Annotated in this window: 28 protein-coding genes and 2 tRNA genes; 14 read left to right on the top strand and 16 right to left on the bottom strand. The window is 58.0% G+C overall.

All coding sequences use genetic code 11. The features are described 5' to 3' along the window. Nucleotides 1–439: 439 nt before the first annotated feature. From KKQ10_RS01655 to KKQ10_RS01625, 7 genes are all read right to left on the bottom strand, one after another. The gene (locus KKQ10_RS01655; protein WP_252191438.1) at nt 440–715 is read right to left on the bottom strand and encodes a phage holin family protein; all 276 of its coding nucleotides are present in this window, start codon (nt 713–715) and stop codon (nt 440–442) included. 7 nt (nt 716–722) lie between these two features. Next, nucleotides 723–1076, bottom strand: coding sequence for a putative holin (locus KKQ10_RS01650; protein ID WP_108589620.1), 354 nt, complete (start codon nt 1074–1076; stop codon nt 723–725). A 257-nt stretch (nt 1077–1333) separates the two neighbouring features. Beyond that, entirely contained in the window at nt 1334–1822 is a 489-nt protein-coding gene (locus tag KKQ10_RS01645; RefSeq protein ID WP_215499926.1) for a hypothetical protein, read from the bottom strand. Nucleotides 1823–2150: 328 nt separating this feature from the next. After that, entirely contained in the window at nt 2151–4868 is a 2718-nt protein-coding gene (locus tag KKQ10_RS01640; protein ID WP_215499924.1) for a bifunctional DNA primase/polymerase, read from the bottom strand. Next, nucleotides 4865–5071: a TraR/DksA C4-type zinc finger protein gene (locus tag KKQ10_RS01635; protein WP_215499922.1), complete on the bottom strand. Its 207-nt coding sequence runs from the start codon at nt 5069–5071 to the stop codon at nt 4865–4867. Before KKQ10_RS01635 ends, KKQ10_RS01640 begins: the two co-directional genes overlap by 4 nt. Continuing rightward, nucleotides 5064–5552 carry a phage regulatory CII family protein gene (locus KKQ10_RS01630; RefSeq protein WP_215499920.1) on the bottom strand — a complete coding sequence of 163 codons (489 nt, stop codon included), beginning with the start codon at nt 5550–5552 and terminating at the stop codon, nt 5064–5066. The genes KKQ10_RS01635 and KKQ10_RS01630 overlap by 8 nt, the downstream gene beginning before the upstream one ends. A 316-nt stretch (nt 5553–5868) precedes the next feature. Further along, entirely contained in the window at nt 5869–6063 is a 195-nt protein-coding gene (locus KKQ10_RS01625) for a helix-turn-helix domain-containing protein (protein WP_215499918.1), read from the bottom strand. A gap of 97 nt (nt 6064–6160) precedes the next feature. On the opposite strand from KKQ10_RS01625, the gene KKQ10_RS01620 reads away from it, so the two are divergent. The 12 genes from KKQ10_RS01620 to KKQ10_RS01565 all read left to right on the top strand — a co-directional run bounded on the left by KKQ10_RS01620 (nt 6161) and on the right by KKQ10_RS01565 (nt 13043). Then, on the top strand, nt 6161–6673 hold the full coding sequence (locus KKQ10_RS01620; protein ID WP_215499916.1) for a helix-turn-helix domain-containing protein: 513 nt from the start codon (nt 6161–6163) through the stop codon (nt 6671–6673). Nucleotides 6674–7022: 349 nt separating this feature from the next. Then, on the top strand, nt 7023–7289 hold the full coding sequence (locus KKQ10_RS01615) for a hypothetical protein (protein WP_146188738.1): 267 nt from the start codon (nt 7023–7025) through the stop codon (nt 7287–7289). A gap of 10 nt (nt 7290–7299) precedes the next feature. After that, on the top strand, nt 7300–7578 hold the full coding sequence (locus KKQ10_RS01610) for a phage antirepressor KilAC domain-containing protein (protein WP_215500374.1): 279 nt from the start codon (nt 7300–7302) through the stop codon (nt 7576–7578). Further along, a complete protein-coding gene (locus KKQ10_RS01605; protein ID WP_215499914.1) occupies nt 7575–7958 on the top strand; it encodes a hypothetical protein in 384 nt (127 codons plus the stop codon). Before KKQ10_RS01610 ends, KKQ10_RS01605 begins: the two co-directional genes overlap by 4 nt. Further along, the gene (locus tag KKQ10_RS01600) at nt 7955–8197 is read left to right on the top strand and encodes a pyocin activator PrtN family protein (RefSeq protein WP_108589632.1); all 243 of its coding nucleotides are present in this window, start codon (nt 7955–7957) and stop codon (nt 8195–8197) included. Before KKQ10_RS01605 ends, KKQ10_RS01600 begins: the two co-directional genes overlap by 4 nt. 59 nt (nt 8198–8256) lie before the next feature. Further along, entirely contained in the window at nt 8257–8598 is a 342-nt protein-coding gene (locus tag KKQ10_RS01595; protein WP_215499912.1) for a YfdP family phage-associated protein, read from the top strand. A 51-nt stretch (nt 8599–8649) separates the two neighbouring features. Continuing rightward, nucleotides 8650–9459 carry a DUF2303 family protein gene (locus KKQ10_RS01590; RefSeq protein ID WP_215499910.1) on the top strand — a complete coding sequence of 270 codons (810 nt, stop codon included), beginning with the start codon at nt 8650–8652 and terminating at the stop codon, nt 9457–9459. Between the two features lie 77 nt (nt 9460–9536). Then, nucleotides 9537–10187 carry a hypothetical protein gene (locus KKQ10_RS01585; protein WP_215499908.1) on the top strand — a complete coding sequence of 217 codons (651 nt, stop codon included), beginning with the start codon at nt 9537–9539 and terminating at the stop codon, nt 10185–10187. Continuing rightward, a complete protein-coding gene (locus tag KKQ10_RS01580) occupies nt 10184–10726 on the top strand; it encodes a phosphohydrolase (RefSeq protein ID WP_215499906.1) in 543 nt (180 codons plus the stop codon). Before KKQ10_RS01585 ends, KKQ10_RS01580 begins: the two co-directional genes overlap by 4 nt. Further along, nucleotides 10723–11577 carry a DNA adenine methylase gene (locus KKQ10_RS01575; RefSeq protein ID WP_215499904.1) on the top strand — a complete coding sequence of 285 codons (855 nt, stop codon included), beginning with the start codon at nt 10723–10725 and terminating at the stop codon, nt 11575–11577. The genes KKQ10_RS01580 and KKQ10_RS01575 overlap by 4 nt, the downstream gene beginning before the upstream one ends. Before the next feature lie 159 nt (nt 11578–11736). Beyond that, on the top strand, nt 11737–11973 hold the full coding sequence (locus KKQ10_RS01570) for a DUF4224 domain-containing protein (RefSeq protein WP_215499902.1): 237 nt from the start codon (nt 11737–11739) through the stop codon (nt 11971–11973). Between the two features lie 2 nt (nt 11974–11975). Beyond that, nucleotides 11976–13043 (top strand): tyrosine-type recombinase/integrase, encoded by a 1068-nt coding sequence (locus KKQ10_RS01565; protein WP_215499901.1) that lies wholly within the window; start codon nt 11976–11978, stop codon nt 13041–13043. Nucleotides 13044–13105: 62 nt separating this feature from the next. Here KKQ10_RS01565 and KKQ10_RS01560 read toward each other — a convergent pair whose 3' ends face one another. From KKQ10_RS01560 to KKQ10_RS01525, 8 genes are all read right to left on the bottom strand, one after another. Then, nucleotides 13106–13858 carry a toll-Interleukin receptor gene (locus KKQ10_RS01560; protein WP_215499899.1) on the bottom strand — a complete coding sequence of 251 codons (753 nt, stop codon included), beginning with the start codon at nt 13856–13858 and terminating at the stop codon, nt 13106–13108. A gap of 281 nt (nt 13859–14139) precedes the next feature. Next, nucleotides 14140–14213, bottom strand: a tRNA-Cys gene (locus KKQ10_RS01555). Between the two features lie 46 nt (nt 14214–14259). Continuing rightward, nucleotides 14260–14335 (bottom strand) — tRNA-Gly (locus KKQ10_RS01550). A 60-nt stretch (nt 14336–14395) separates the two neighbouring features. Further along, on the bottom strand, nt 14396–14956 hold the full coding sequence (pgsA, locus tag KKQ10_RS01545) for a CDP-diacylglycerol--glycerol-3-phosphate 3-phosphatidyltransferase (protein WP_003225417.1): 561 nt from the start codon (nt 14954–14956) through the stop codon (nt 14396–14398). Nucleotides 14957–14988: 32 nt separating this feature from the next. Continuing rightward, nucleotides 14989–16812, bottom strand: coding sequence for an excinuclease ABC subunit UvrC (gene uvrC, locus KKQ10_RS01540; protein WP_215499896.1), 1824 nt, complete (start codon nt 16810–16812; stop codon nt 14989–14991). Between the two features lie 2 nt (nt 16813–16814). After that, the gene (gacA, locus tag KKQ10_RS01535) at nt 16815–17456 is read right to left on the bottom strand and encodes a response regulator transcription factor GacA (RefSeq protein WP_024012761.1); all 642 of its coding nucleotides are present in this window, start codon (nt 17454–17456) and stop codon (nt 16815–16817) included. A 127-nt stretch (nt 17457–17583) separates the two neighbouring features. Beyond that, complete coding sequence (locus KKQ10_RS01530; RefSeq protein WP_215499894.1) at nt 17584–18027, bottom strand: GNAT family N-acetyltransferase; 444 nt, start codon at nt 18025–18027, stop codon at nt 17584–17586. Further along, nucleotides 18024–18785: a carbon-nitrogen hydrolase family protein gene (locus KKQ10_RS01525; protein WP_215499892.1), complete on the bottom strand. Its 762-nt coding sequence runs from the start codon at nt 18783–18785 to the stop codon at nt 18024–18026. Before KKQ10_RS01525 ends, KKQ10_RS01530 begins: the two co-directional genes overlap by 4 nt. 617 nt (nt 18786–19402) lie before the next feature. On the opposite strand from KKQ10_RS01525, the gene KKQ10_RS01520 reads away from it, so the two are divergent. Beyond that, entirely contained in the window at nt 19403–20479 is a 1077-nt protein-coding gene (locus KKQ10_RS01520) for a 3-deoxy-7-phosphoheptulonate synthase (protein ID WP_215499890.1), read from the top strand. A gap of 74 nt (nt 20480–20553) precedes the next feature. On the opposite strand, the gene KKQ10_RS01515 is transcribed toward KKQ10_RS01520, so the two are convergent. Continuing rightward, complete coding sequence (locus KKQ10_RS01515; RefSeq protein ID WP_252191435.1) at nt 20554–21525, bottom strand: hypothetical protein; 972 nt, start codon at nt 21523–21525, stop codon at nt 20554–20556. Nucleotides 21526–22069: 544 nt separating this feature from the next. Between KKQ10_RS01515 and KKQ10_RS01510 the strand changes: the two genes are divergently transcribed. Next, on the top strand, nt 22070–22939 hold the full coding sequence (locus tag KKQ10_RS01510) for an esterase/lipase family protein (protein WP_215499886.1): 870 nt from the start codon (nt 22070–22072) through the stop codon (nt 22937–22939). The last annotated feature ends 36 nt before the right edge of the window (nt 22940–22975 follow it).

The raw sequence follows: 22975 nt of genomic DNA, 5'->3' as shown, positions 1-22975 counted from the left end.
GTCCAAATGAAGTTTTTCACCCCCCCTACCCTCGGGGTTGTGCCATTTTTTGGTGCGTCGGTGATGGTCGGTCACCTGTTCCAGTGATGCCCCGGATCGACCGGACGGCCATCAGCGTGACACCCCGGGACGCGCCCGCTCTTCTCGATTCGCTGTTTCGTCGAGTCGTGACAAAACTTGCACAGGCTCGCCCAATTCTCCGGGTTCCAGAACAGCTTCCACGCTGCCTTGATCCGGGCGGGATCTCCGCTGTCCTTGGCGTCCTTCAGCTTTGGCGCGACCTTGTGGTCAACGATTGTTGCCGCAACCGGACGTTGGTCGGTCGAACACATCGTGCAGTACGGGTGTTCACGCAGGTGCCCATCACGGGATTTCTGCCACCTGTACCCATAACCCCGCGCTGCACTACTACCTCGCCGGTCATCTGCTGATTTGCTCATCAGCCCAACTTCCAGACACGGGCAAGGTTGCCATTGCTTTGGCACACCGACCCGACAAACACCGCCAGCACGATCACCAGCGGCCAAGAGTTCGGCGGCATGACTAACTGTCCCTTGCCGATGTACACCACCGCAGATCCGGCCGCGACCATCACCACCCAAGCAAGACAACTCATGCTCCGACGGAATCGGGCACCGCGACGACGGAAGGTGAACAACCGAACGAACAGCGCCACGCACAACCAGAACGTGGCCTGCGTGAGAACTTGCGGCATCAGTTGACTATCCATCCTGCCTCCCTTGCGGTTCAGCAACGAGGCCGCGTCTCTTGATGACAGCGAGCGCGACGGTAACGACCACAACCGAGGCGCCAAACGCCGCCGGCCCGGTGTACTTGAAAGGCCTGGTGCCGAACAACTCAACCTCGGCCATGCCAGGGGCGAACATGTAACCCATCACGAAAGACACCAGCAGGAACAGAACCCGCTTCCAGACTGGCAATTCCTCAGTGGTGGTGAAGAACACCAGAGAGCCAGCCAGCGCGCCGATCACTGCGAGCATATCCACGCCCGCGAGCAGACCAGTAGCCGCCAGTCCTACGCCACCGGCCACGACAACAGTTGCCGGCTCGCTCATGCTGATTCTCCTTGCAGACACCCCAACGGGTCGAAAATAAAAACCCCGCCGAAGCGGGGTTAGGTGACCGGCTCAGGGAAGGCCGGGTGAAACTGCACAGCACGTGCGAGGTCAGCGCCGAGGCGCAAACTCCATATCGTGGTGACTTTTTACCTGCCTCCGGAAAAACCGAAAAGGGGTGATTTTCGGTAGGTCAGCAAACGACACGAATGTGACCGCAATCCGACCACAACACGACAAGCCACCCCGACAAGCGGTCAGCACGGTCTAACCCTCGCAACCGTAGACGCTCGCAGAAGATCGGTCTCCGCTGACTTCACGCGTCGATTACGTGCACGACCTGGTGCGCTCCGCACGGTCAGTATCACCAGCACCTGCTGGTGCAGAGCATGAACCCAGTTTCGATACGTCCGGTCAGCATCATCACCGAGCCCAAGAATCGGCAACTGGGACCGAACCGACAGCGCCGGTCGAGGCAGATACCGATTGCGAGCCAGCTTCGCCAGTAGCGCGCCCCTTTCAGACTGTCGCTCAAGTTGTGCGAGCGCCGCAGCGACTTCCTGCGCGACGTGATCCATGCCGCCACCCGACGCCATCATCAGGTCGCGAGATCCCGGGGTGCTGCGAGGTGCAGAGCCGCCCCACTCCATGATCGTCGCCATCGGGCTACCGAGACCTCCTTCGTCACCCACCTGGTTGAACTGATTACCCCAATGCTGCATGAGTTCTTCGACTTCCTCGATCATCGCCCTACCCCCCGAAAAATCGAACCCAACACAAAAAACCAGTAACCCAACACAAACCCAACACAAGTAAACCCCTTTAAATTCAGGCAAATAATCAACTTTGTGTTTAGTGTGTTGGGTTGGTTGGGTTTTTCGGCCCTCGCATAGAGTTTTTTTACTGGGTGATTCGCCCCATCAAAAAACATCACGCAGGCGCGTGCGCGAAGCAAAACCCAACACACCCCACACAAAGCCCGGAAAGCCGCGAGTTTAAAGGCCTCAAACTGTGCGGAGTCTCGAAAACCAACCCAACACGCACCCCACACACCCGACACACTTTTATGTGTATTCATGCTGCAGCCGCCTTGATGTGTTCCCAGTTATCGACGTTCCAGCCCGCCAGCCGCGCTTTGGCACGCCAGTCGCTGACGACAGCCCCCAGATCGGCCGCTTTCAGGGATGGGGCGCGGGAAGGTTCCAGATCCGCCGGAAAGAAAAACGCACCAAATTTCCGATTGCTCCCATCCGTCCACGGTATCGAACGCGACTTGTCCAACTCGGAACTGAGAAACAGCGCGAACTTCGTGTGGCTCATGGAGTGCTCTTTGTTGCGTTGACACCATTCCAGAAACAAAGCGAACACGTCACTTGAGAGGCAAACGCCCCACAGATCCCGACCCAGGTCGCCGTACTTCCACAAATGAAGGAAGGTCTGCCACCCTGCCCGGCTCAACGCCACCAACCGCTCCCGCGCCTCTGTCTTGGGCGGTCGCGTTCGCTGGTCGAAGTCACCAAGGTCGAGCGACAGCAACCACGCATGAAGAGCCGCTACACCGCCATTCTTGAGTTCGTGACCGATCGCCTTTTGCCGATCTGGCGGCAAGGTCTCATTGGGCCACATGACCAGCATCCGACGATCGCTCTCACTGATCGGCCATGGCAAAATCTCGTTACTCAGGAACACCGCATTCATGTGGTTGGACTCCTCCCAGCCATTGATGAATTTGGATTCCATCCGCACGGTCTTGCCGGTGATCAAGTGCTTGATCTTGCCCACCTGGTTGTAACGCTGGTCACGGCTCACAACCTCTTCGAACACCGCCCAGAGCTTGCGGCTTTGCCAAGCGTTGAAGTTGCTTTCCAACTGGGTCTGACCCACCGTCGCCGCGTACTGACCGTAAAGCATGCCCAGCGCATCCGCGAACAGCAGACTTTTACCCGAGCCCTCCATGATCGAGTGCATCAGCACCGCTGTGTCCATTTTTGCACCTAGGTGCTGGAGCGGATAAGCCAGCCAACGGGTCAACCACCACGCCGCATCATCTTCACCATTGCAAAGGAACTTGATCAGCCATCGCAGATTCGCGCAGGCGTCATCATCGCGAACTGGCTCAAGCGGCAAGCCATCAAAGGTGTTGATATAGACGCTCGGGTCTTTGGTCATGGTCGGGTCGAAGACGATGTGATCAACATCAACCACGCGCCGTTCGGCACTGTTCAACCAGAGGGGGTAAGTGTCGCCCAGCGCCATCTTCACCGCGCCCTCAGCGATCCGGCGCTTCTTCTCCCTGTCCCACACGTCCTTCGTGCCATCGATGTACACATAGCGCTCGGTCGGCGACATACCGAACGCGCCGCCCTTCTTCCCAGCCATGCGTCGCGCCTGCTCGATCTCGCTGACGTGATCACCGGAAATCAGTTTTCGGTGCTTGGTGTCTTCCAGCCACTGCTTCGCCATCGGCTTTCCGACACGCGCCTCGAAAGCCGACTTCTTCATAACCTTGGACTGGTCCAGATCCCAGATGTGGGTCGTCCCATCCACCAACGCGTACCGGCGCAGCACCTGGTCAATGGTCAAAGCCACCGGGTCACCAGCACCCCCCGCACCCCCTTGAGGATCCGGAGCGGCCTCACTGGCGGGCGCGCCGAAATGGCTCGGCTCGCTCATGTCATCGGATGGGGTCGGGGGAAGATCGCGCGGATCGGGCCGGGAGGCATGCTGCATCCCCAACAACTGCGCTGCAGCTTTCACCGCTCGCGACTGATCGCCGGAATGCTCAAGCAGGCAAAACACCTCAAAGGCGTCATTCTGATGACCGTTGGCCAATGGATCGGCGCCGTGGTGCGAATACACCCTGCCTTCGTCGCTGACCGTGACACCTGGCAAGCCCGTACTGCTCTGCGGATACAACCACTTGCTGCCGCGCTTGATGTAGCCATGAGCGCGCAACAGTTCCTCGACGTCATGACACCGGTTGAACTCATCAATCACCGAGGGCGGTTTACCCGCCGCCGGTGGCGGTCGCTTGACGACCTTCGCCGGTGGTTTCTTCGGCTTCGGCGCCCACGGACAAGCCGCGTCGGCATCCCGTTTGAAGAACTCCCAATTTTTCCAGATAGCCAAAAGCTCATTGGTAAGCGTGGGCAGACCATCAGTCGCGCTCGGCGGCGTGCGCCAGATGTACGGTTTCCCGGTACCGGGATGGATCGACGGCGGGAAGACGTCCTGCACCAACCCCGCGCGCAGCTCGAACACGGTGAACCGCTTGTAGTCTTCCGCCTCGGCTTTTGCCTCGGCTTCGCCAGCGACATCGCCCAACTCTTTCGCCGCCTTGGCCTTGGCCATCAATCCTTTCCAGATCGAGCCATCCGGGTCTTTTTCATTCGGCCACGAAAGCGAATGCCGGGCCAGCTCTACGCCGTCCGGCAACTTGAACAACACGCGAAACCGCAACGGGTTACCAACGATGGTCGGGTAAACCACGGCCATGGCGTCGAGGTCAAGACCCAGCAGCTCATATAGGACGTGGCGGGTCCACTGGACATCATCAACGTCCAGCGAGCAGACACGACTTGGCCCGAGCACTACGCCCAGGTTGTGGTTGGGGTTTCGCTGCCAGAATGCTTCGGCGGCAGCAGCGTCGGTGATGTAACCACCCGGCTTGTTCCAGCCCATCCCCTTCGGGGCTTTTTCACCAGGTTCGATTGAAACAAGGGCAAGACCGAAGGTGTCGATGTAGCGCTTTGCCCAATTGGAAATAGCTATTCCCTTGACCTGCTCAGTCATCGCCGAGCCTCCCGCAACTCCTGACAGTGCACGCAGGTTTCACAACCCTCGCTTGCCTGCTGTCGAAGTAACGGGATGGGTTCATCGCAATCCTCGCAGAACTGCGCACTCACGCGGCTTGATGCCACGCGACGGCTACGATGAAGGGCAACGTCGAGCAGGTATTGCGCCTGGTCGTTAGCACGATCGATATCGTCAGCCATTGTACTGCTCCTCCATGGCCTGCCGCGCACCGGCCATGATGCCCAGCACCGCTTGGATGACATCGATACCGTATTTGTCCAGGGTAGCGACTTCGTGCGGCTCCCAGACGTTGTCGGCGGCACCGGCGTGCATGCTTGAAACAAACTCGCCGGTTCTCTCCAGCAGCTTGCCGACAGACTTCAGCGCCTCGGATGTGGCAGGTACAGGCGTCGGCTTGTACCAGACAGCGCCCGCAGGACGCACCAGCGCGTCGAGCAACGCAGAGTTTTGCGTCAGCCGAATGACCTCTTCCAGTTCATCCGGAGTCAGCCAACGACGCTCTTCATTGAGCTTGAGTTTCTTCTGCAGCTCGTCGTAGTCCATGAACATGTCATGGGCCAACGTGGTGATGCCGCCTCGGAAATCGCGCCCGGCACGGTAAAGCGCCTCACGCAAAGAAAGAACCGGGCCAGCGCCCGGAAGGAGATCTGTGCGACTCATAACCGTAAATACCCCGTTTACGGCCTAGCCATACGAATAGGTACGACCTATCCTACGACCACGACCGGTGTGCTGTGCCAATCGTGCTGTGCGGCACGGTTCATCGTTCCAGTCAGTGCGGGGAAATCTTGTGGTGAGAGGCCCCAAACTGACGATCTATGTGATGGGTTACATGTACCCCGTGTAACTCATTGCAGACGGCCAAGAGGATTCTTTGGTGAGAGGCTCTTGGTCGTTCTGTGGCGGTACGTTATGTGCTGCGTATCGCCACGCTGGTCTGGGGGATTCTTTGGTGAGAGGCCCCAGCCCAGCACCTTTATGCACTCTTCAAGCGTTCCACTTTTGATTCTTCGACATACAAATTTTCGATTGCCTTACCCAGCTCGTAACGCACACCTGCCCCATTGATCGCCCTGTTAATGGTCGGCTGAGTGGTACCGATTCGTACGGCGATGCCGCGCTGGGTGAACCCCAGATTGATCAGCCCCTTCAGCATTTCTGGGATGTTCATAGCTGACTCCAATTCGTTTATACGTTTCAGATCATACGCACGCGTATACGGCCATGCAATAGAATGGAGTCGTATATTTTCAACCAGGACACCCCAAATGATTCGCAAACGAATAGCCGACCGTATGGGTGAGTTAGGCCTATCTCAAACAGAACTTGGGCGAATTTCTGGTGTACCTCAGCCGACCATACACAGAATCATGTCCGGCGAGTCGCAAAGCCCTCGTCAGCAAAACATACACAAAATAGCGAAGGCATTGGGTGTATCGGCCAACTGGATCTGGACGGGCAAGCAAGATCTTTTTCCTCTGAAGACCGCCACTGGCGACGAGTCCACACCTAGCGCGGACCCTACACCCAAGCGGACTGCAGCCAAAACGGGGCGGGCTCGGACGAAACTCGAAATCAAAACTGTTGATAGCAATGGTTCAAAGACGTTTACGTCCCTTGAGCAGGAAAAGGCGCTTGCCATGGCGATTCAAGGATTCATCAACGATTACGTAGCGGAGATATACGAAGAGGACTCGGACCTCCTTGAAGCGCTGCGAACGTATCGCCTTTCAGAAATGAAGCTTCTATTTGTAGAACCAACAAACACTGAAAAATCTTAGTTCTCCACGCTAGCCCCCTCTCTAAATCCCCCCTCGAATCCTTTACCGCCTGTCGGACAGAACAATTCAACGCATATTTATGCGTTTACGTATTGACCGTATAAAAACGTATGTATAGTCTTTCTTTCGTACCCCTCTCACCAAGAGTACGAGCCATGCATACGACACAGCACAGCACCACCCGCTGCCCGGTGTACCTACACCCCGCAGCGTGCACGAGCCCAGCGGCCGTCGAAGCGATCCAAAAGCACACCGGCCTGCTGGTAATCGTCACCCCCGGCGCTCGACTGGTATCTGCGAAAGCAGCTACTGCCGCGCCTGACTTGGGGCCATTCGGGGGTGACGCGGCATGAGTGCCTATTCCCTTCCTCTCGCCAGACAAGAGCTCTTGCATCACATGCTGCAGGTTGGCGGTGATGCTACCTGCGATCTGATCCGCCCCGAGCAGACCATGCGCGCTGAGTTTTCGGTCGAGCAGACCCCTACCCTCACGATCGTCGAGGTCAACGTTGCAGGCCGCAAAGACAGCATCAAGCTGCGCCGCAATGATCGAGCAAATCACCTGCACCTGCGTGACTTCATCCATGAAGTCGCCAATCGCCAAGCTCAGGGCTGAGGGCGCCGCCATGACAAACCGCACCCTGGACGAAACCGCCGCACTGCTCGGACTCAAGCCCCGCGCCTTCCGCACCAGGTTGCGCGAGCTGGGCATTCTGAACAGCAGCGGCGACCTTGCTAGCCAGCACCGCGACCGCGGCTATCTGTACTCGGATCCGCGTAGCACCTTGATTCCGTCGATCAGCAAGCTGCGCCACTACACGGTGGTGATGGTGAAAGAGGACGGCGTTGATTGGCTCGCCAAGAAACTGGGAATCACCATCACGAAGAAGGACGCTGCCGCATGAGCATCAACTACATCAATGCCCACATGCAGGCACTGGGCAGCCTTCGCCTGATCCCGATCTATCTGGACAGCCCCGGCATCGTCAGCCGCGCCCAGCTCATCGGCGCCGCGCACGATGCAGCGCAACTGCTCAGCAGCGTGCCCATGCGCGTACTTGAACTGGCCGACGCATACCGCTGCGTGAACAACGTAATCCACGAAGGGCAGACCGCCTACGTCACCCCGACCAACTCGCCGGAGTTTCCATTCGGCGCCGTTGTGGCGGATGAAAACGGCAACGTCTGCGCCGCTGCTATGGGCAAAAGCAAGGAAGGTCTCGCCGAGATGATCCGACTGAAGTTGCTGCCCCCAACAGAGGGGCACGGGGAGAAAGCAGCGTGAGCACCACTATCGACCAACTGCGAAAGGAATGGCCGACGCCCTGCCCGACATTATCCGCAGTCCGGCAGCGCTACTTCTCGCACATCACCAGCGATCGCTACCTGCTACGACGAATCAGCGCCGGCCGCATCGCACTGAAGGTAACCCGGCTCGGCGGATCCGCAAAAGGCACCGCCGTCGTTTACCTCCACGACTTGGCTGCATACCTCGACGCTCAAGCGACGAAGCAAGCAGCCTGATTCAACGGTGGCACCTGCCGTTCAGGCGCAAACAACACAAACCCAATGAGGCACAGCACATGAAAGCCACGGACACGAATGACTTCTTCAACTCACTCAACGCCGGCGTCTTCGCGCAGCAGGTCGGCCAGGCTCTCTCGAACGTTGCCGCCGGCGTCATCGACCACGGCAAGGCCGGACAAGTAATCATCACGCTGAAGATGAAACAGATCGGCCAGAGCAACCAGGTTGCCATCAGCCACACCCTGGACTTTCAGCAGCCTACCAAACGCGGCAAGTTGCGCGAGGACTCTACCCTCGAAACGCCGCTCTACCTCACCCCTGATGGCCTGACCCTGTTCCAGAACAACCCAACGTCGCAGCTATTCGACAAAGCCGACACTCCGGTGCACGCCAGATAAGGCGACACCTTCAACGCAAAACCAAGTCCTCTCACCAAAAGGGAAATACCAATGCCACTCACAAAAGACACGCTAGAACTGATCCTCGACCAAGCCGGCGCCGCCACGGCCCTACCCTCTGCCCTGATGCCGCTGACCGCCCTGCCCGTTGGCGTGAAGATCCACAACCTGGAACAGTTTCAGGCGGGGCGTTTGCGCTTCCGTGGCTCGCTGCATACCAACAGCCTGCGCGACTTTGCTGAATATACGATCTCGCGCAACGGCCCAGCCGCAAGGGGCTTCATTGATCAGGACAACATGAGCTGCCAGGTGTTTTTCAACCTCGGCACCGATGCAGTACCTGGACATGCGGACGACACTGCGACCCTGAAGCTCAAGCCCACCGCCGCGTACAAAGCGCTTCAGGAAATCACCGGAAGAAAGCTCAACCAGCGCGAGCTGGCCGAGTGGATCGAGGATTGGAACGCGAGCCTTGTAGCCACGAAAGAAGGTGGCGGAACCATGCCTATCAGCGCAGCCGTTGCCAGCGTACGGAATATCACCATCGAAGCGCGCAGCTCCGCAACCAGCAGTGAGCACAACTTCGGCGCCGCTCGAAGCGCGATGGAGAACATCGAGGCGGCGAACGCCGAGACACGCATTGAAGCGCTGCACTTCTCTCTGACCCCGTATGACGGCCTCGGGACCCGCGTCTTCACTCTAAAGCTCAGCATCCTGACCGGCGACGACAAGCCAACCCTCAAATTGCGCTGGGCGGGCGAAGAACAGCAGATTGAAGAAATCGCCCAAGAGTTCAAGACGACGCTCGTCAAAGAAGTCGGCGGCACCGCCAGCCTGATCCTCGGCACGTTCAACGCGTAACCCTTAACCCGTAGCAACACCCCGCCGCCGGCCTCTCACCAAGAATCCCGGCGGCGGGCTCTACCGGAGCACAGCACATGCACGCACAGAACACGATCATCTTTATGGGATTGGCCTTCGGCCTGGTCTTGCTGGGTTACTACATCCGCAAGCTCATCCTTCGGGCGATGGCCCGCAGCTACGACGCCGGACTGAACGAACGCAACGGCCTTCACAGCCGGAGAGTCGCCGCGATCAACACCGACCTGATCACCATTACGCAGTTACGTGACCGCGAAGCCAAGCAATTGGCAGAACTGCGGGGGCAGATCCGAGACATAAAAGCTACGCCCTTCACTGCGACCGACTATCGCGACCTGACGGAAATCACCCAGTTTCTGGCGTTGGCCTCTCAGACTTGGAAGGCGCTGAAAGGCGCCGAAGCGAGCCAGGCGCGGGCGGAACAACTCATTAAGGTATCCCGCGCCATGGCCTACCGCGTGTTTCAAGTCGTGGAAACGGCAAGCAACCTCAACGCCCAGCCGCTCGATACCCAGCTTATCGACTGGTTGAACAAGCGCGGCACCTTAAGCGCTTGCGGGCCAGACATGTGCCTCATCAGCTTTCCCCACGAAGCCGATAGCAAAAACTTTCCAGATCTGCGTGACGCCCTGCGCGAAGCCTATGAGTTGGACATGAAACTTCAGGCTATCGAACTGGGCCAGCTGTCAGCGGAGGACGCAGCATGAACTGGATACTCACCCACAGCGGTCGCCAGTTCGACCTAGTAAATCCGACCGCCGCCATGATCTCTCCGCTCGACATCGCACACGCACTGTCAAACTTGTGCCGCTTCAACGGCCACACCCGCACGCACTACAGCGTGGCCCAGCACAGCATGCTGGTGTCGAGCCTTGTTCCGGACCAGCACAAACTGGTAGCCCTGCTGCACGACGCGACCGAAGCCTACATCGGGGACATGACCCGACCATTGAAAGCGATCATGCCAGGCTTCCGCATCGCTGAAGAAATCATCTGGCACGCCATCTGCGATCGTTTCAACCTCGATCCGGTGCTACCCGAATGCGTTGTGCGAGCCGATCTTATCGCGCTGGCCACCGAACGGCGGGACCTGATGCCCAATCACCCCGCCGAATGGGAATGCCTGCGCAACGTTCCCCCGATGCCCGAAACCATCACCCCGCAATCCGCACCAGAGGCGCACATGCAGTACTTCAGCCGGCTGATGGAGCTGATGCAGGTTCAGCATCGGAGGGCTTGCGCGTGACAATCTCTACACCTGTAATCCGTTACCACGGCGGCAAGTTCCGACTCGCACCATGGGTTCTGCAGCACTTTCCGCCACACCTCTGTTATGTCGAATCCTTCGGCGGTGCGGCCGGAGTTCTGATGCAGAAAGAGCGCAGTTACGCCGAGGTTTATAACGACCTAGACGGAGACATCGTAAATCTGTTTCGAGTACTTCAACAAAATGACTCACGCGCAGTCCTTTTCGAACAGCTGACACTCACACCATACGCTCGCGCGGAATTCGAACTCGCATGGGTCCCGACGGACGAACCAGTTGAACGCGCTCGAAGAACCATCGTGCGCGCTCAGATGGGCTTCGGCTCTGCAGGCGCAACCAAGGGCGCTACAGGGTTTCGCATTGATACGAAACGCAAGTACGGGACGGCTCAATCTCTATGGGCAAAATACCCCGAGCAAATTGCCTCAATAGGTCAACGCCTGAGCGGCGTATTGATCGAAAACCGCGCAGCCGTTGAAGTGATCCAAGCGCACGATGGACAGAACACACTGCATTTCGTCGACCCACCATACGTCCTGAGTACCCGCTACGAATCAGCAAAATCGGGACGCTACTACCGATATGAAATGACCGATGCCGATCACCAGGCGTTACTGACGTGTTTGCTAGAGGCAAAGGGGATGGTGGCATTGTCCGGCTACATGAGCGAGATCTATACAGATCAGCTGAAAGGTTGGTCGATGAATACCGTAAGCGCTCGGATCTCAGCCGGAAGAGGGTCGAGTACTCGACAAGAGTGCCTTTGGCTGAACCCTGCCTGTATGCATGCCCTACAACAGACAGGCCTGCAATTCGGAGCGATCGCATGACAGCCCTACGCCGAACTGTTCGGATTCGCCGCGGGCAGATGCCGCCGCTGGACCTGGTCACTATTTGCGACAAGTGCCACAAGTCACGAGCACATGGCAATCACGATAAATGCAGCAAACAACGCCAAGCCGAAGGCATCGCGAGACGGGAGGAAGACCGTGGAATTTCAAAGTGAAACTCTCACAGACGAAGAGCTGGCCACGATCACAGGCTACAAAATCCCGTCCTTTCAACGCCAGTGGCTCATGACAAACCACTGGGAGTTCGTCTTGACGGGCGCCCAGCGCCCAGTGGTGGGCCGGATATATGCCCGGCTAAAGCTCGCCGGGGTCAAGCCAACCACAAACAGCGCTGTCGCTGAGACTTGGACTCTTGACCTGGCGCGCGTGAGCTGACGATGAGACAGAAGAAAACAGCCAATCGGGATCTGCCACCACGGATGATCCGCCGCACCCGCAAGAGAAAAGGCGGCACGACCTGGACGGGTTACTACTACAACGGCAGGGACGCCGACGGTAACCGCGTAGAGATCCCGCTTGGCGGCGATCTCGACGAAGCCAAGATCGAATGGGCACGGCTCGACCGCAAAGCGACGCCGAAACCCGCGCACCTGATGGACCGACTCTTTGACGACTATGCGTCGAAAATCATACCGACACTCAAACCGCGTACCCAGCGCGATTACCTCCTGGGCCTAAAGCAGCTTCGAAGAGCATTCGAATCAGCCCCCATAGAGGCAATGACCCCTCAGGTCATCGCCCAGTATCGCGATGCGCGGACGGCAAAGGTACGCGCCAATCGGGAGATAGCACTGTTATCTACCATGTTCACCTTCGCCCGCGAGTGGGGGCTGACTGACAAGGCCAACCCCTGCTTCGGTTTGCGCCGAAATAAGGAAACGCCTAGGGACTTTTATGCCGGGGATATCGTTTGGAAAGCGGTGTACGAACAAGCGAGGCAAGATCTCAGAGACGCCATGGACCTGGCCTATTTGACAGGACAGCGAGCGGCCGATGTACTCAAGGCCTCGACCACTGATCTCAACAATGGCTTCCTGATGGTTGGCCAGGGTAAGACGGAAAAGCGGCTGCGCATCAAACTGTACGACGGCGATACCGAGACGGACCTGTGCATCTTCATCAACGGCCTGCTGGATCGCCGAGTCCAGGCCGGCGTCAAAACCTCGATCCTTATAACCAACCAGGCGGGGCTAAGGATGAGCTACAACATGTTACGCAACCGCTGGGACGAAGCCCGGGAAACTGCGGCAACGAAAGCAGCAGCAGACGGCGACACAGAACTGGCTGTGACAATCCGCAAGTTTCAGTTCCGGGATATCCGACCAAAAGCCGGTAGTGAAATCGAGGACATCAAAGATGCCAGTCGCCTGCTCGGCCACTCGACTGAAGAGATGACGAAGAAGGTATACCGCCGCGTCGGAGAAATTGTAAAGCCTACTAAATAATGATCAACCCTTGATCACTCCCGCGCCGCAACCCGATTCAAAGGTTGCGGCAAGTCTCACGCCTACTCGGGCTCTTTCCCGTCAACATCACCCTTCCGCTTCCGCGACTGACGATTGCCGATTGCGTCCATAACTTCTTGAGGTGACAAACCTAATAATTGAGCTGCTCTGTCTAGCTCAGTCGCCGCGCCATGAGCGGAAGCCGCAGTACCAAGTAGCCCCCCCACTATACCGCTACCTAGAATAGTTCGCTTTGCGTAGCTACCGCTTATTGCTAGTGAGGGGTCGGGACTTGATGTCACTCTATGTTCAAGCTCACGAACTCTACCGGAAAGGGCTCTGGTGTTAGCTAAAATTTCAGCAAGAATACTATCTTCCGATCTAGGAGCAACAGGCGCTTCATGGGGTGTAGCCTCTAGCGCAGCAGCAAAATCCACTTCGAACTTCGGCCAATACGTATCAAATACCTGTTTGAGAATTCGCTCATCAAGTCGACCATTCTCAAGACAATTATTCAAAGTATTTACCAGTCCCCAAACTGAAGCTCGATCTGGCGTTGTATGGTTAAACTGTGCCAATGGGTCTTCAATATCAGTTGACGTCAAATCTACCAGGAATGTGCAGACGCGATTTGCACTCAACCCTTTCGCGAGAGCACCGGTTTCGAAGAGAATCCAAGGCTTATTTTTATTTTCCTGCGTTAAGCAAACAATACCTGCGGCAGTATCTCGAAGCTGGTCAGAGATCTCAGAAAACCAGATTGCGCCTTTGTCAATGTGCTGTGTGGAGATCCAAGGTTGAGATGCCTGCAGCACACATCTAATCCACTCACTCAGCATCTCGGCAACAACCCTACTCCGTCTGCCAGACCAACTCACAAAAACTTTCATTCAATAACCCTTGCTGATGGAGATCCGATCGCAATATGTCACAGCAGAATAGCATTGCGCCACCACTCCACCCCTTGGAGCATGCGATAGCTAGCGTAGTATTTACAATATGGTTGCGGAACACCTAGAAAAAATTGCGGAACACCTAACTTTTTCGCAGGCAACAAAAAACCCCGTAGATCATTGATCTACGGGGTTTTTAAGAGTGGAGGCCGAGGTCGGAATCGAACCGGCGTAGGTGGATTTGCAATCCACTGCATAACCATTTTGCTACTCGGCCTCAAACGATCGCTGCTTAGTAGCACAACAACAACCGCGTACAAACTTGGAGCGGGAAACGAGACTCGAACTCGCGACCCCGACCTTGGCAAGGTCGTGCTCTACCAACTGAGCTATTCCCGCTTGGTGTGGCGCATTCTATAGATTTCAGAAGCCCCGTCAACCCTTTGATTCAAAAAAGTTTTATTTCTTTTCAACGTCGGTTTTCAGATGCGGCCAGGCAGCCCGCAGGTATTGAACCATCGACCACAATGTCAGGCCTGCCGAGATCATCAGCAAGGCGTAACCCAGCAAGACCCAGAAGCTGAAGTCACGGGGATTGGCCAGCAGGATCACCAGCGCCAGCATCTGCGCGGCAGTTTTCCACTTACCGAGATTGGACACCGCTACATGCGCGCGAGCACCGAGTTCGGCCATCCACTCACGCAAGGCCGATACGACGATCTCACGACCAATGATGACTGCAGCAGGCAACGTCAACCACAAGTTACCGTGTTCCTGTACCAGCAGCACCAATGCCACCGCCACCATCAACTTGTCGGCGACCGGATCAAGGAAGGCGCCGAACGGCGTGCTTTGTTCCAGGCGACGAGCCAGGTAGCCATCCAGCCAGTCAGTCGCCGCCGCAAAGGCGAATACCGAGGCGGACGCCATGTAACTCCACTGGTAAGGCAGGTAAAACAGCAAAATGAAGATCGGGATGAGCAGGACGCGTAGAACGGTAATCAGATTAGGGATATTCATCGGCACAACTGGCTACGAGGTGAGTTGGCATTCTACTCGCTATGCAGGTTTGCATAAATCGACTCTGCGAGCTTTTTACTGATCCCCGGTGCTTTGGCGATCTCTTCGATGCTTGCACGAGTCAGCTCCTGCAATCCACCAAAATGTTTCAACAAGTCCCGACGACGGGTCGGTCCGACGCCCGCAACGCCTTCCAGCGTCGACGTGCGGCGGGTCTTGCCGCGCCGCGCACGGTGTCCGGTAATCGCGAACCGGTGGGCTTCGTCGCGAATCTGCTGGATCAGGTGCAGTGCGGGCGAGTCGCCGCGCAAAGTGAACTCGTGCGCGGCATCATTAAGATACAAAGTTTCGAAGCCGGCCTTGCGTGTAGCACCTTTCGCTACACCCAACAGAATGAGATCAGGCACCGCCAGTTCGTTCAGCACATCACGGGCCATCGACAGCTGACCTTTACCGCCGTCCACCAACAGGATGTCCGGCAACTTGCCCTCCCCGTCCTTCAGTTTGCTGAAGCGTCGGGTCAACGCCTGATGCATGGCGGCGTAGTCATCGCCCGCCGTGACGCCCTCAATGTTGTAGCGACGATAGTCGGATTTGATCGCACCTTCCGGGCCGAACACAACACAGGAAGCGACGGTGGCCTCGCCACTGGAATGACTGATGTCATAGCATTCCAGGCGCTGCGGCGGCTCATCCAGGTTCAGCACTTCAGCCAGTGCATCGAAGCGCGCGGCAGTGTGTTGGCGGTTGGCCAGACGCGCGCCCAGCGCCTGCTCGGCATTGGTGACCGCCAATTGCTGCCAGCGTGCCCGCGTGCCACGCACCCGGTGGCTGATGGTCAGTTCTCGACCGCGCAACTCGTGGATGGCTTCGATCAGCGCTGTGGCGTCTTCGGGGACCACGTTGACGATCAACTCGCTCGGCAGGTCGCGCTCCGGACTGCTGATGAAGTACTGCCCCAGAAATGCGGCCATGACTTCCGCAACGTCCTCTTCAATACCGACTTGCGGGAAGAAGTTCTTGCTGCCGAGTACCCGTCCGCCGCGCACGCTGATCAAATGAACGCAGGCGCCACCCGGGTTGACGAAGGCGGCAATGACATCGATGTCGCCGGTGCCGCCTTCCATGCTTTGCTGATCCTGAACCCGGCGCAGCAAGGCAATCTGGTCGCGCAGCTCGGCGGCGCGTTCGAATTCGAGGTTGATAGCCGCCTCTTCCATCGCCGTCGACAGCTCATTGGTCAGCGCGTGACTGCGTCCCTCGAGAAACATCACCGAATGACGTACATCCTCGGCATAGACCTCAGGCTCGACCAGCCCGACACAAGGCGCCTTGCAGCGTTTGATCTGATATTGAAGGCACGGGCGCGTGCGGTTCTTGTAGTAACTGTCTTCGCACTGACGGACAAAAAAGGTCTTTTGCAGCAGGCTGAGGCTTTCGCGAATGGCCCCGGCGCTCGGGTACGGGCCGAAATACTTGCCCTTGGCCTTCTTCGCGCCGCGGTGGATGCTCAGGCGCGGAAATTGACCGTCGGAAAGAAACACATAGGGGTAGGACTTATCGTCGCGCAACAGAATGTTGTACGGCGGCCGCCACTCCTTGATCAGGGTCTGCTCAAGCAGCAACGCCTCGGTTTCGTTGGCGGTGATGGTCGTTTCGACCTGCGCGATACGCCCGACCAGCGCGGCAGTTTTCGGCGCCAGCCCGGTCTTGCGGAAATAGCTGGCAAGGCGCTTCTTGAGGTTCTTGGCCTTGCCCACGTACAACAGGCGCGCATCGCTGTCGAACATGCGATATACGCCGGGACGCCCACTGACGGTCGCCAGGAAGGCGCTGGAATCGAATGTTTCAGTCATGGTCAGGCGCTGGCATCAACCATGCCGTGGCGCACAGCCAGCAACGTCAACTCGACATCACTGCTGATCGACAGCTTTTCGAAGATCCGGTAGCGGTAGGTGTTCACCGTTTTCGGCGACAGGCAGAGTTTGTCGGAAATGATCTGCACCTTCTGGCAGCCGACAATCATCAACGCGATCTGGATTTCCCGTTCGGACAACGCATCGAAAGGCGAATCGTTGGTGGGCTGGAACGACTTGATTGCCAGTTGCTGGGCAATCTGCGGACTGATGTAACGCTGGCCGGCAAATACCAGCCGAATGGCCTGGACCATTTCCGGCAGACCCGCGCCCTTGGTCAGGTAACCGGCGGCACCGGCCTGCAACAGACGTGTAGGAAATGGATCTTCCTCACACACCGTGACAGCGACGACCTTGATGTCCGGATGACTGCGCAACAGCTTGCGCGTGGCTTCAAGACCACCGATACCGGGCATCTTGACGTCCATCAGGACCACATCGGGTTTCAACTCACGGGCCTTGATCAGGGATTCTTCCCCGGATTCGGCCTGGCCAACCACCTGCAAGCCATCGATATCGGCCAGCATCCGTGTAATGCCTGTACGAACGAGATCATGGTCATCGACCACTAGCACCCTAATCAAGCAGACACCTCGCGATATGGTCTTATTGGGATGCCCGACACCTTAGCAAAAAGTGCCAGACAGACCTAGCGGCAAGCAGCATTTAAAAAGTTTCAATTCATCATCGAGGGCTTGCCGGCCGTGGGTTTCAGAGCACAGGTGTACCGAAATCGAGCTGCATCCTCAGGAAACACTCGTCCTCACCACACACCTGCAAGCCTTTTCTCTTATACAGACTTTGTGCCGGATTATTTTTGAATACGGTCAAACGCAGCGCCGGACGTCTTTCAGTGCGGGCCACGGCAATAACCTGATCGATCGCCCAAGAACCCGCACCCTGCCCGCGAAAAGCTTCAGCGATTTGCAGCTCGCGGATGTACAGCGCCCGACGATCCCGGCTGAGGCTGAAAAATCCCACAGGGACATCAGCACGCATAATCAGCCAGTTGTCTCGTCCGGACCAGCCAACATCGAACGCCTCGTCCTGCCACAACAAGTCGTGGTCAATGTAATAGCGCAGCATGTTCCGACACGCCAGCGCTCGGGCAAACACCAGATCACCCGGTTCAGCGCGACGCAAACGGTAGGTCATGGCTCCACCGCGACGCAAACCAGCTGTCCCTGCCAATTGCCGGCATCACGGCGGGCAATCACCAATAATTCGCCAGGTCCTGGTGCCGCAATCACCAGCGTCCCGCGTTCAGACCAGACCGCGCTACGCCCCGCCGACTGCCACCCGCCCGTGAGCCCGGCATGATTGGCCATCAGCACCGCCATCGAGTGGCTTTGCGCGTAGCCTTGCAGCAGCGCACTGTCCACGCCATAGCCGTTTTCGCCGATCAACACGCCTGCCGCGTACAGGTCGGCTCCCAGACCGGCGGCCGTCGCTGCGTGACTGGCGTGGGAAAAGTCGGCGCAGACCGCCAATGCCACGGTGTCGTTGCCTATACGCAGGGTCGAGCCACCAGCACCAGGTGAAAAGAAACGCTCTTCGCCCGCGTGCAAGTGTTGTTTGCTGTAAACCTCAAAAGAACCGTCTCTGCCCAGGGTCAAAGCACCGATCAATACCTGCGAGCTGTCCTTCAGACGAATCGGCATGCCGACGACTGCGTTGATGCCCAGCTCACGAGCGCAATCGCGCAATGGCTGCAACAACGCATCCTGAGGGTCAATTGCCATGTCTGCGGCCATCTGGCCTTCGTAGCCTGTCAGCGACAGTTCCGGGAACACCAGAAGATCGACACCCTGCTCTGCCGCCACGGCCATAAAGCGCAAATGACGGGCAATGTTCGCTGCCAGATCACCGGCAACGGAAAGCGATTGGGCTGCCGCAACAGTGAACGTCGACATGATTCATCCTTGGGCTTCTGACAAAACACCCAGTGTGTCACAACATCTGTACCACTCAAGCGATAGGTAATGCGTTGAATGAGCGATAGCAATTTCTGATTGCTCAGGTGTACGGGGCTCTAGTAAGCTCGGCGCATTCATCGGAGACAGATCATGTTCAACGCCCTCTCACCGCTTCGTTCCACCAGCGCCCTGCGCTCGGTTGCGGCTGCCCGGGTGAATGACGTTTGCGCTCCAGCCAGCTTTTATTTTGGGTATTGGTTTAGCCACTGGCGCGCCTGATACCCACCGGCGCCCATGAAAACGGGTCGCCTACCAGAGAATTCTCAACCCCCGGTCGGCCTCCCGACCGGGGGTTTTGTTTTTTCAGGCCCCAACTTTTTCAGCAACACACCAGACACTTTGAGGAATCACGACATGAACTACGCCACTTATTACCGTTACGACAGTTTTACCGCCTGGCGATTTACCAGCCTCCGCTCGGGACAGCCTGCCGCCTCCGATCGGTCACCCACAGGTGGCAAGCACACACACGCAGCCAATACGGCCAATTGTCGAACACCCCAGTAGGGCCGAGTGCGCGGGAAGAACCCGCCGCCAGCCCAGGAATCCCGAATATGAACTCGTCTGTTTCTGCTCTGCCACTGTCCACCCTCAATTCTGCCAACGAAGCGCTGACCCTGCGTCTGCCCAGCTCGTTGCAGCTCAAGCAACAATTGCCGTTGAGCAATGCTCTGGCCCAGCAAGTCGCCGCCCACCGCCAGGCGATCCGCGCGATTCTCGATGGCGAAGACCATCGCCTGCTGGTCGTCGTCGGCCCTTGCTCGATTCATGACCCGCGCTCCGCGCTCGAATACGCCGAAAAGCTCTCCCGACTGGCACACGATGTCAGCGACGAAATGCTCCTGGTCATGCGCGCCTACGTTGAAAAACCACGCACCACTGTTGGCTGGAAAGGCTTGGCGTATGACCCGCATCTGGACGGCAGCGATGACATGGCGGCCGGCCTGACCCTGTCACGTGAATTGATGCTCGAGATGGTTCGCCTGGGATTACCCATTGCTACCGAACTGCTGCAGCCAATGGCTGCCGGCTACTTCGACGACCTGCTTGGCTGGGTCGCCATCGGCGCACGCACCACCGAATCGCAGATTCACCGGGAAATGGCCAGCGGCCTGAGCATGCCGGTTGGCTTCAAGAACGGCACCGACGGTGGAGTCAGCGTGGCCGTCGATGCCATGCGTTCGGCAGCGCACCCGCATCGCCACTTCGGCGTCGACAGCCAAGGGCACCCGGCGATCATCCAGACCTCGGGTAACCCCGACACTCACCTGGTACTGCGCGGTGGCCATCATGGCCCGAACTTCGATCGCGCCAGCGTGGCCCGAGTCCAGGCCGACTTGACCCGCCTGAAGATTCCGAGCCGAATCATGGTCGACTGCAGCCACGCCAACAGCGGCAAGGACCCTCTGCGCCAACCCGACGTATTCAACGAGGTGCTCGAACAGCGTTTGCAAGGTGATCGTTCCTTGATCGGCATGATGATCGAGTCGCATCTGTTCGAAGGCTGCCAGCCTTTGAGCCCTGCTCTGCGCTACGGCGTATCGGTCACCGACGGTTGCCTGGGCTTCAGCGCGACGGAACAGTTACTGTCGAGCGCTGCCGAACGTCTTCGGGCACAGGTTCGGGCCTGAACCTTGGAACAGCCTTTGCGGGCGAATCAGAATCCCGCAAAGGCTCAACCAAGACTCAGAACATCGATCCAGGATTAAGCCCGCACCCGGATGCGGGCAACGCCGGAAGCCTGACTGACGTCATCCAGCCGCTCCACCGAGTACGACACCTGCACCACGGTTTCACGATGCTCTCGCCAGAAACGGTGAGGCACAATGAACACCAGCGGCTGACCGGCAGTTTCCCCGGTGATATCGCGATCATCGCGATGACTGAAATACTCCCCATCGCACTTGAGATACACCAACTCCCCCTCCTCGGCCTGAGCATTGCCGATCACCACGGTCACGCCATCCACCGCGTCTGCGGCATCCAGTTCGCCGTCTTGCGCTTCCAGCACCTGCGGCGCCGCCAGATCGCCTCGAAGCAACGGTGCGATCAATACTCGGGAATTCACGGAGCGTCTCACCTGCGCGGCCATTGATTCGACCCGGTAGCTGACGGTCACCTCTTGCGTGGAATAGGGCGCGATGCTGTCAGCGTGTATCCAGAACGACAGTGCCTCGCCAACGGCAAATTGCTCCACGGTCACCACATCATTGAACACTGACTCCGGCGCGGCGCCTTGCCAGGACAGAGTGACCCGGTCACCGGCTGCCATCCGTGCATAAGGTCGCACGGTAACGCTCGTACCCTGCGGAACACGAGCGGGATCCAGCGTCCCACCCACCGTTTCTTCAATGATTGGTGCCAGCAACTCAGGTTCCGGATCACCCACATCCAGTTGCAGGCGACTGGATGACACCGGCCCAGGCAGGGCGACGCTGTATAGCGTCCAGTAAAGCTCCAGCGAACCGCCTTCCAGCGCAGCGACGTGTGTACCCTTTATGGCAAACACGATTTCCCGACCGACCTGCCCTTCGCTGACCGAGCGCGAGGCTTCATGCCGGTAGGGCAATCCTTCGTCATCGAGCCCGTGCCAATTCAACACCAGTCTGTCGCCGCACATCATGTCCGGATAAGGCGCAACCCTGACGAATGCGTTGCTCAAGGAGGGATCGAGCATTCCCTCCTCCAGTACCTCAAGCATCGGAGCAGGCAGGCACAAGAGCGAAGATGGTGCCGGTGCGCAGACGGGTCGATAGCTGAGTTCGAGACTTTCTCCGTGCACCTTCAAACACAGATGACCACCGCCATCGGTGTCAATCGACGAGGGGGACGTATTGGCTGTCGGCATTGCCGAGGACTCGGTAGTGGCGTCGTACATAGACATTCGTGGCTCCATTCCTTGGATAGAACGCCGCCATCAAGGCCGCGTCGAACGAAATCCATTGAACACCATCCAGCGAATGCGCGAAGTCAGCCCACAGCCTTGCGAAACCGGGGTAAACACACCGCAAGGCGTAGGCATCCGGCTGCGAATCTAGAGAAACAGGGCAAAAGATTGCCAAATGTTCCGACTACCCCCTCAAGCAGAACCGAAAACTCGCACAGTTTTTAGTCCAGTTTCCTAACAACTCCGAGGATTTTTCAGACATCGCCGGCCCACACGCCTGTTTTACAGTGGCACGCCTCAACCACTGACAAGCATCTGCAAAAGAGGCAGGAACATGCAACGGAATGCGACAACCCGCTACCCCATCCTTTTAGTCCATGGCCTGTTCGGGTTTGACCGTATCGGTCGTTTCGAGCTTTTCCATGATGTCAAGCAAGCACTGCGGGACGCTGGCGGCCAAGTGTTTGTGCCACAGCTGTCTGCTACCCATGACAACGAAGTTCGCGGCCAGCAATTAATCCTGCAGATCGAGCGTGTGCTGCACGGCAGCGGCGCCTGCAAGGTCAACCTGATCGGGCATAGTCAAGGCGCATTGGCCTGCCGTTACGCCGCTGCGCTGGCGCCGGAGAAAATCGCCTCGGTGACGTCGGTCAGCGGCCCCAACCACGGTTCGGAACTGGCGGATGCATTACGCATGGCACTGGTTCCGGGACGCCTCCCGGAGCAGGTGGCAGAACTGCTTGCCACGCAGTTCGCGGACCTGCTCTCACTGCTCAGCGGCAAGCCGGCGATGCCACGCAATGCTGTGGCGGCGCTCAACGCCCTGACGACCGCAGGCGTCGGTGAATTCAACAGCAAGTACCCTCAAGGCTTGCCATCGACCTGGGGTGGTCAGGGCGCGGCGCGGGTCAATGACGTTCACTACTATTCCTGGAGCGGCACGCTGCAAGACGATCTGTCGCAAATACTTGACCCGGTGCATGCCGTTTGCCGGGCATTGTCGGGACATTTTGTCGTCGAAGCCGGGCAGAACGACGGCTTCGTCGGCCGCTACAGCTCACACCTGGGCACCGTCATCCGCTCCGACTACCCTTTCGATCACCTTGCCAGCCTGGGTCGCCCCTGCGGGTTGCGGACACGCGGGACAGATCCCGTCGAACTCTACGTTGAGCACGCCATGCGCCTGAAGGCCGCGCAGCTGTAAGCGCATGCTCAACACCGAGCGGAACTTTGCCGAGAA

It is taken from the genome of Pseudomonas sp. MG-9, from assembly GCF_018729515.1.
Taxonomy (GTDB): Bacteria; Pseudomonadota; Gammaproteobacteria; order Pseudomonadales; family Pseudomonadaceae; genus Aquipseudomonas; species Aquipseudomonas serboccidentalis.
The sequence above is the reverse complement of the archived record's forward strand: the minus strand, read 5'-3'. Positions and strand labels throughout refer to the sequence as shown.

Bases quoted from the DNA above. Each gene is read 5' to 3' on its own strand.
- KKQ10_RS01580 (WP_215499906.1), top strand. From the start codon at position 10,184: ATGAACTGGATACTCACCCACAGCGGTCGCCAGTTCGACCTAGTAAAT.
- KKQ10_RS01565 (WP_215499901.1), top strand. From the start codon at position 11,976: ATGAGACAGAAGAAAACAGCCAATCGGGATCTGCCACCACGGATGATC.
- pgsA (WP_003225417.1), bottom strand. From the start codon at position 14,956: ATGAATATCCCTAATCTGATTACCGTTCTACGCGTCCTGCTCATCCCG.
- KKQ10_RS01655 (WP_252191438.1), bottom strand. From the start codon at position 715: ATGCCGCAAGTTCTCACGCAGGCCACGTTCTGGTTGTGCGTGGCGCTG.
- uvrC (WP_215499896.1), bottom strand. From the start codon at position 16,812: ATGACTGAAACATTCGATTCCAGCGCCTTCCTGGCGACCGTCAGTGGG.
- KKQ10_RS01590 (WP_215499910.1), top strand. From the start codon at position 8,650: ATGCCACTCACAAAAGACACGCTAGAACTGATCCTCGACCAAGCCGGC.
- KKQ10_RS01585 (WP_215499908.1), top strand. From the start codon at position 9,537: ATGCACGCACAGAACACGATCATCTTTATGGGATTGGCCTTCGGCCTG.
- KKQ10_RS01615 (WP_146188738.1), top strand. From the start codon at position 7,023: ATGAGTGCCTATTCCCTTCCTCTCGCCAGACAAGAGCTCTTGCATCAC.
- KKQ10_RS01620 (WP_215499916.1), top strand. From the start codon at position 6,161: ATGATTCGCAAACGAATAGCCGACCGTATGGGTGAGTTAGGCCTATCT.
- KKQ10_RS01530 (WP_215499894.1), bottom strand. From the start codon at position 18,027: ATGACCTACCGTTTGCGTCGCGCTGAACCGGGTGATCTGGTGTTTGCC.
- KKQ10_RS01525 (WP_215499892.1), bottom strand. From the start codon at position 18,785: ATGTCGACGTTCACTGTTGCGGCAGCCCAATCGCTTTCCGTTGCCGGT.
- KKQ10_RS01630 (WP_215499920.1), bottom strand. From the start codon at position 5,552: ATGAGTCGCACAGATCTCCTTCCGGGCGCTGGCCCGGTTCTTTCTTTG.
- KKQ10_RS01625 (WP_215499918.1), bottom strand. From the start codon at position 6,063: ATGAACATCCCAGAAATGCTGAAGGGGCTGATCAATCTGGGGTTCACC.
- KKQ10_RS01650 (WP_108589620.1), bottom strand. From the start codon at position 1,076: ATGAGCGAGCCGGCAACTGTTGTCGTGGCCGGTGGCGTAGGACTGGCG.
- KKQ10_RS01640 (WP_215499924.1), bottom strand. From the start codon at position 4,868: ATGACTGAGCAGGTCAAGGGAATAGCTATTTCCAATTGGGCAAAGCGC.
- KKQ10_RS01605 (WP_215499914.1), top strand. From the start codon at position 7,575: ATGAGCATCAACTACATCAATGCCCACATGCAGGCACTGGGCAGCCTT.
- KKQ10_RS01515 (WP_252191435.1), bottom strand. From the start codon at position 21,525: ATGCTCGATCCCTCCTTGAGCAACGCATTCGTCAGGGTTGCGCCTTAT.
- KKQ10_RS01635 (WP_215499922.1), bottom strand. From the start codon at position 5,071: ATGGCTGACGATATCGATCGTGCTAACGACCAGGCGCAATACCTGCTC.
- KKQ10_RS01510 (WP_215499886.1), top strand. From the start codon at position 22,070: ATGCAACGGAATGCGACAACCCGCTACCCCATCCTTTTAGTCCATGGC.
- KKQ10_RS01520 (WP_215499890.1), top strand. From the start codon at position 19,403: ATGAACTCGTCTGTTTCTGCTCTGCCACTGTCCACCCTCAATTCTGCC.
- KKQ10_RS01610 (WP_215500374.1), top strand. From the start codon at position 7,300: ATGACAAACCGCACCCTGGACGAAACCGCCGCACTGCTCGGACTCAAG.
- KKQ10_RS01645 (WP_215499926.1), bottom strand. From the start codon at position 1,822: ATGATCGAGGAAGTCGAAGAACTCATGCAGCATTGGGGTAATCAGTTC.
- KKQ10_RS01595 (WP_215499912.1), top strand. From the start codon at position 8,257: ATGAAAGCCACGGACACGAATGACTTCTTCAACTCACTCAACGCCGGC.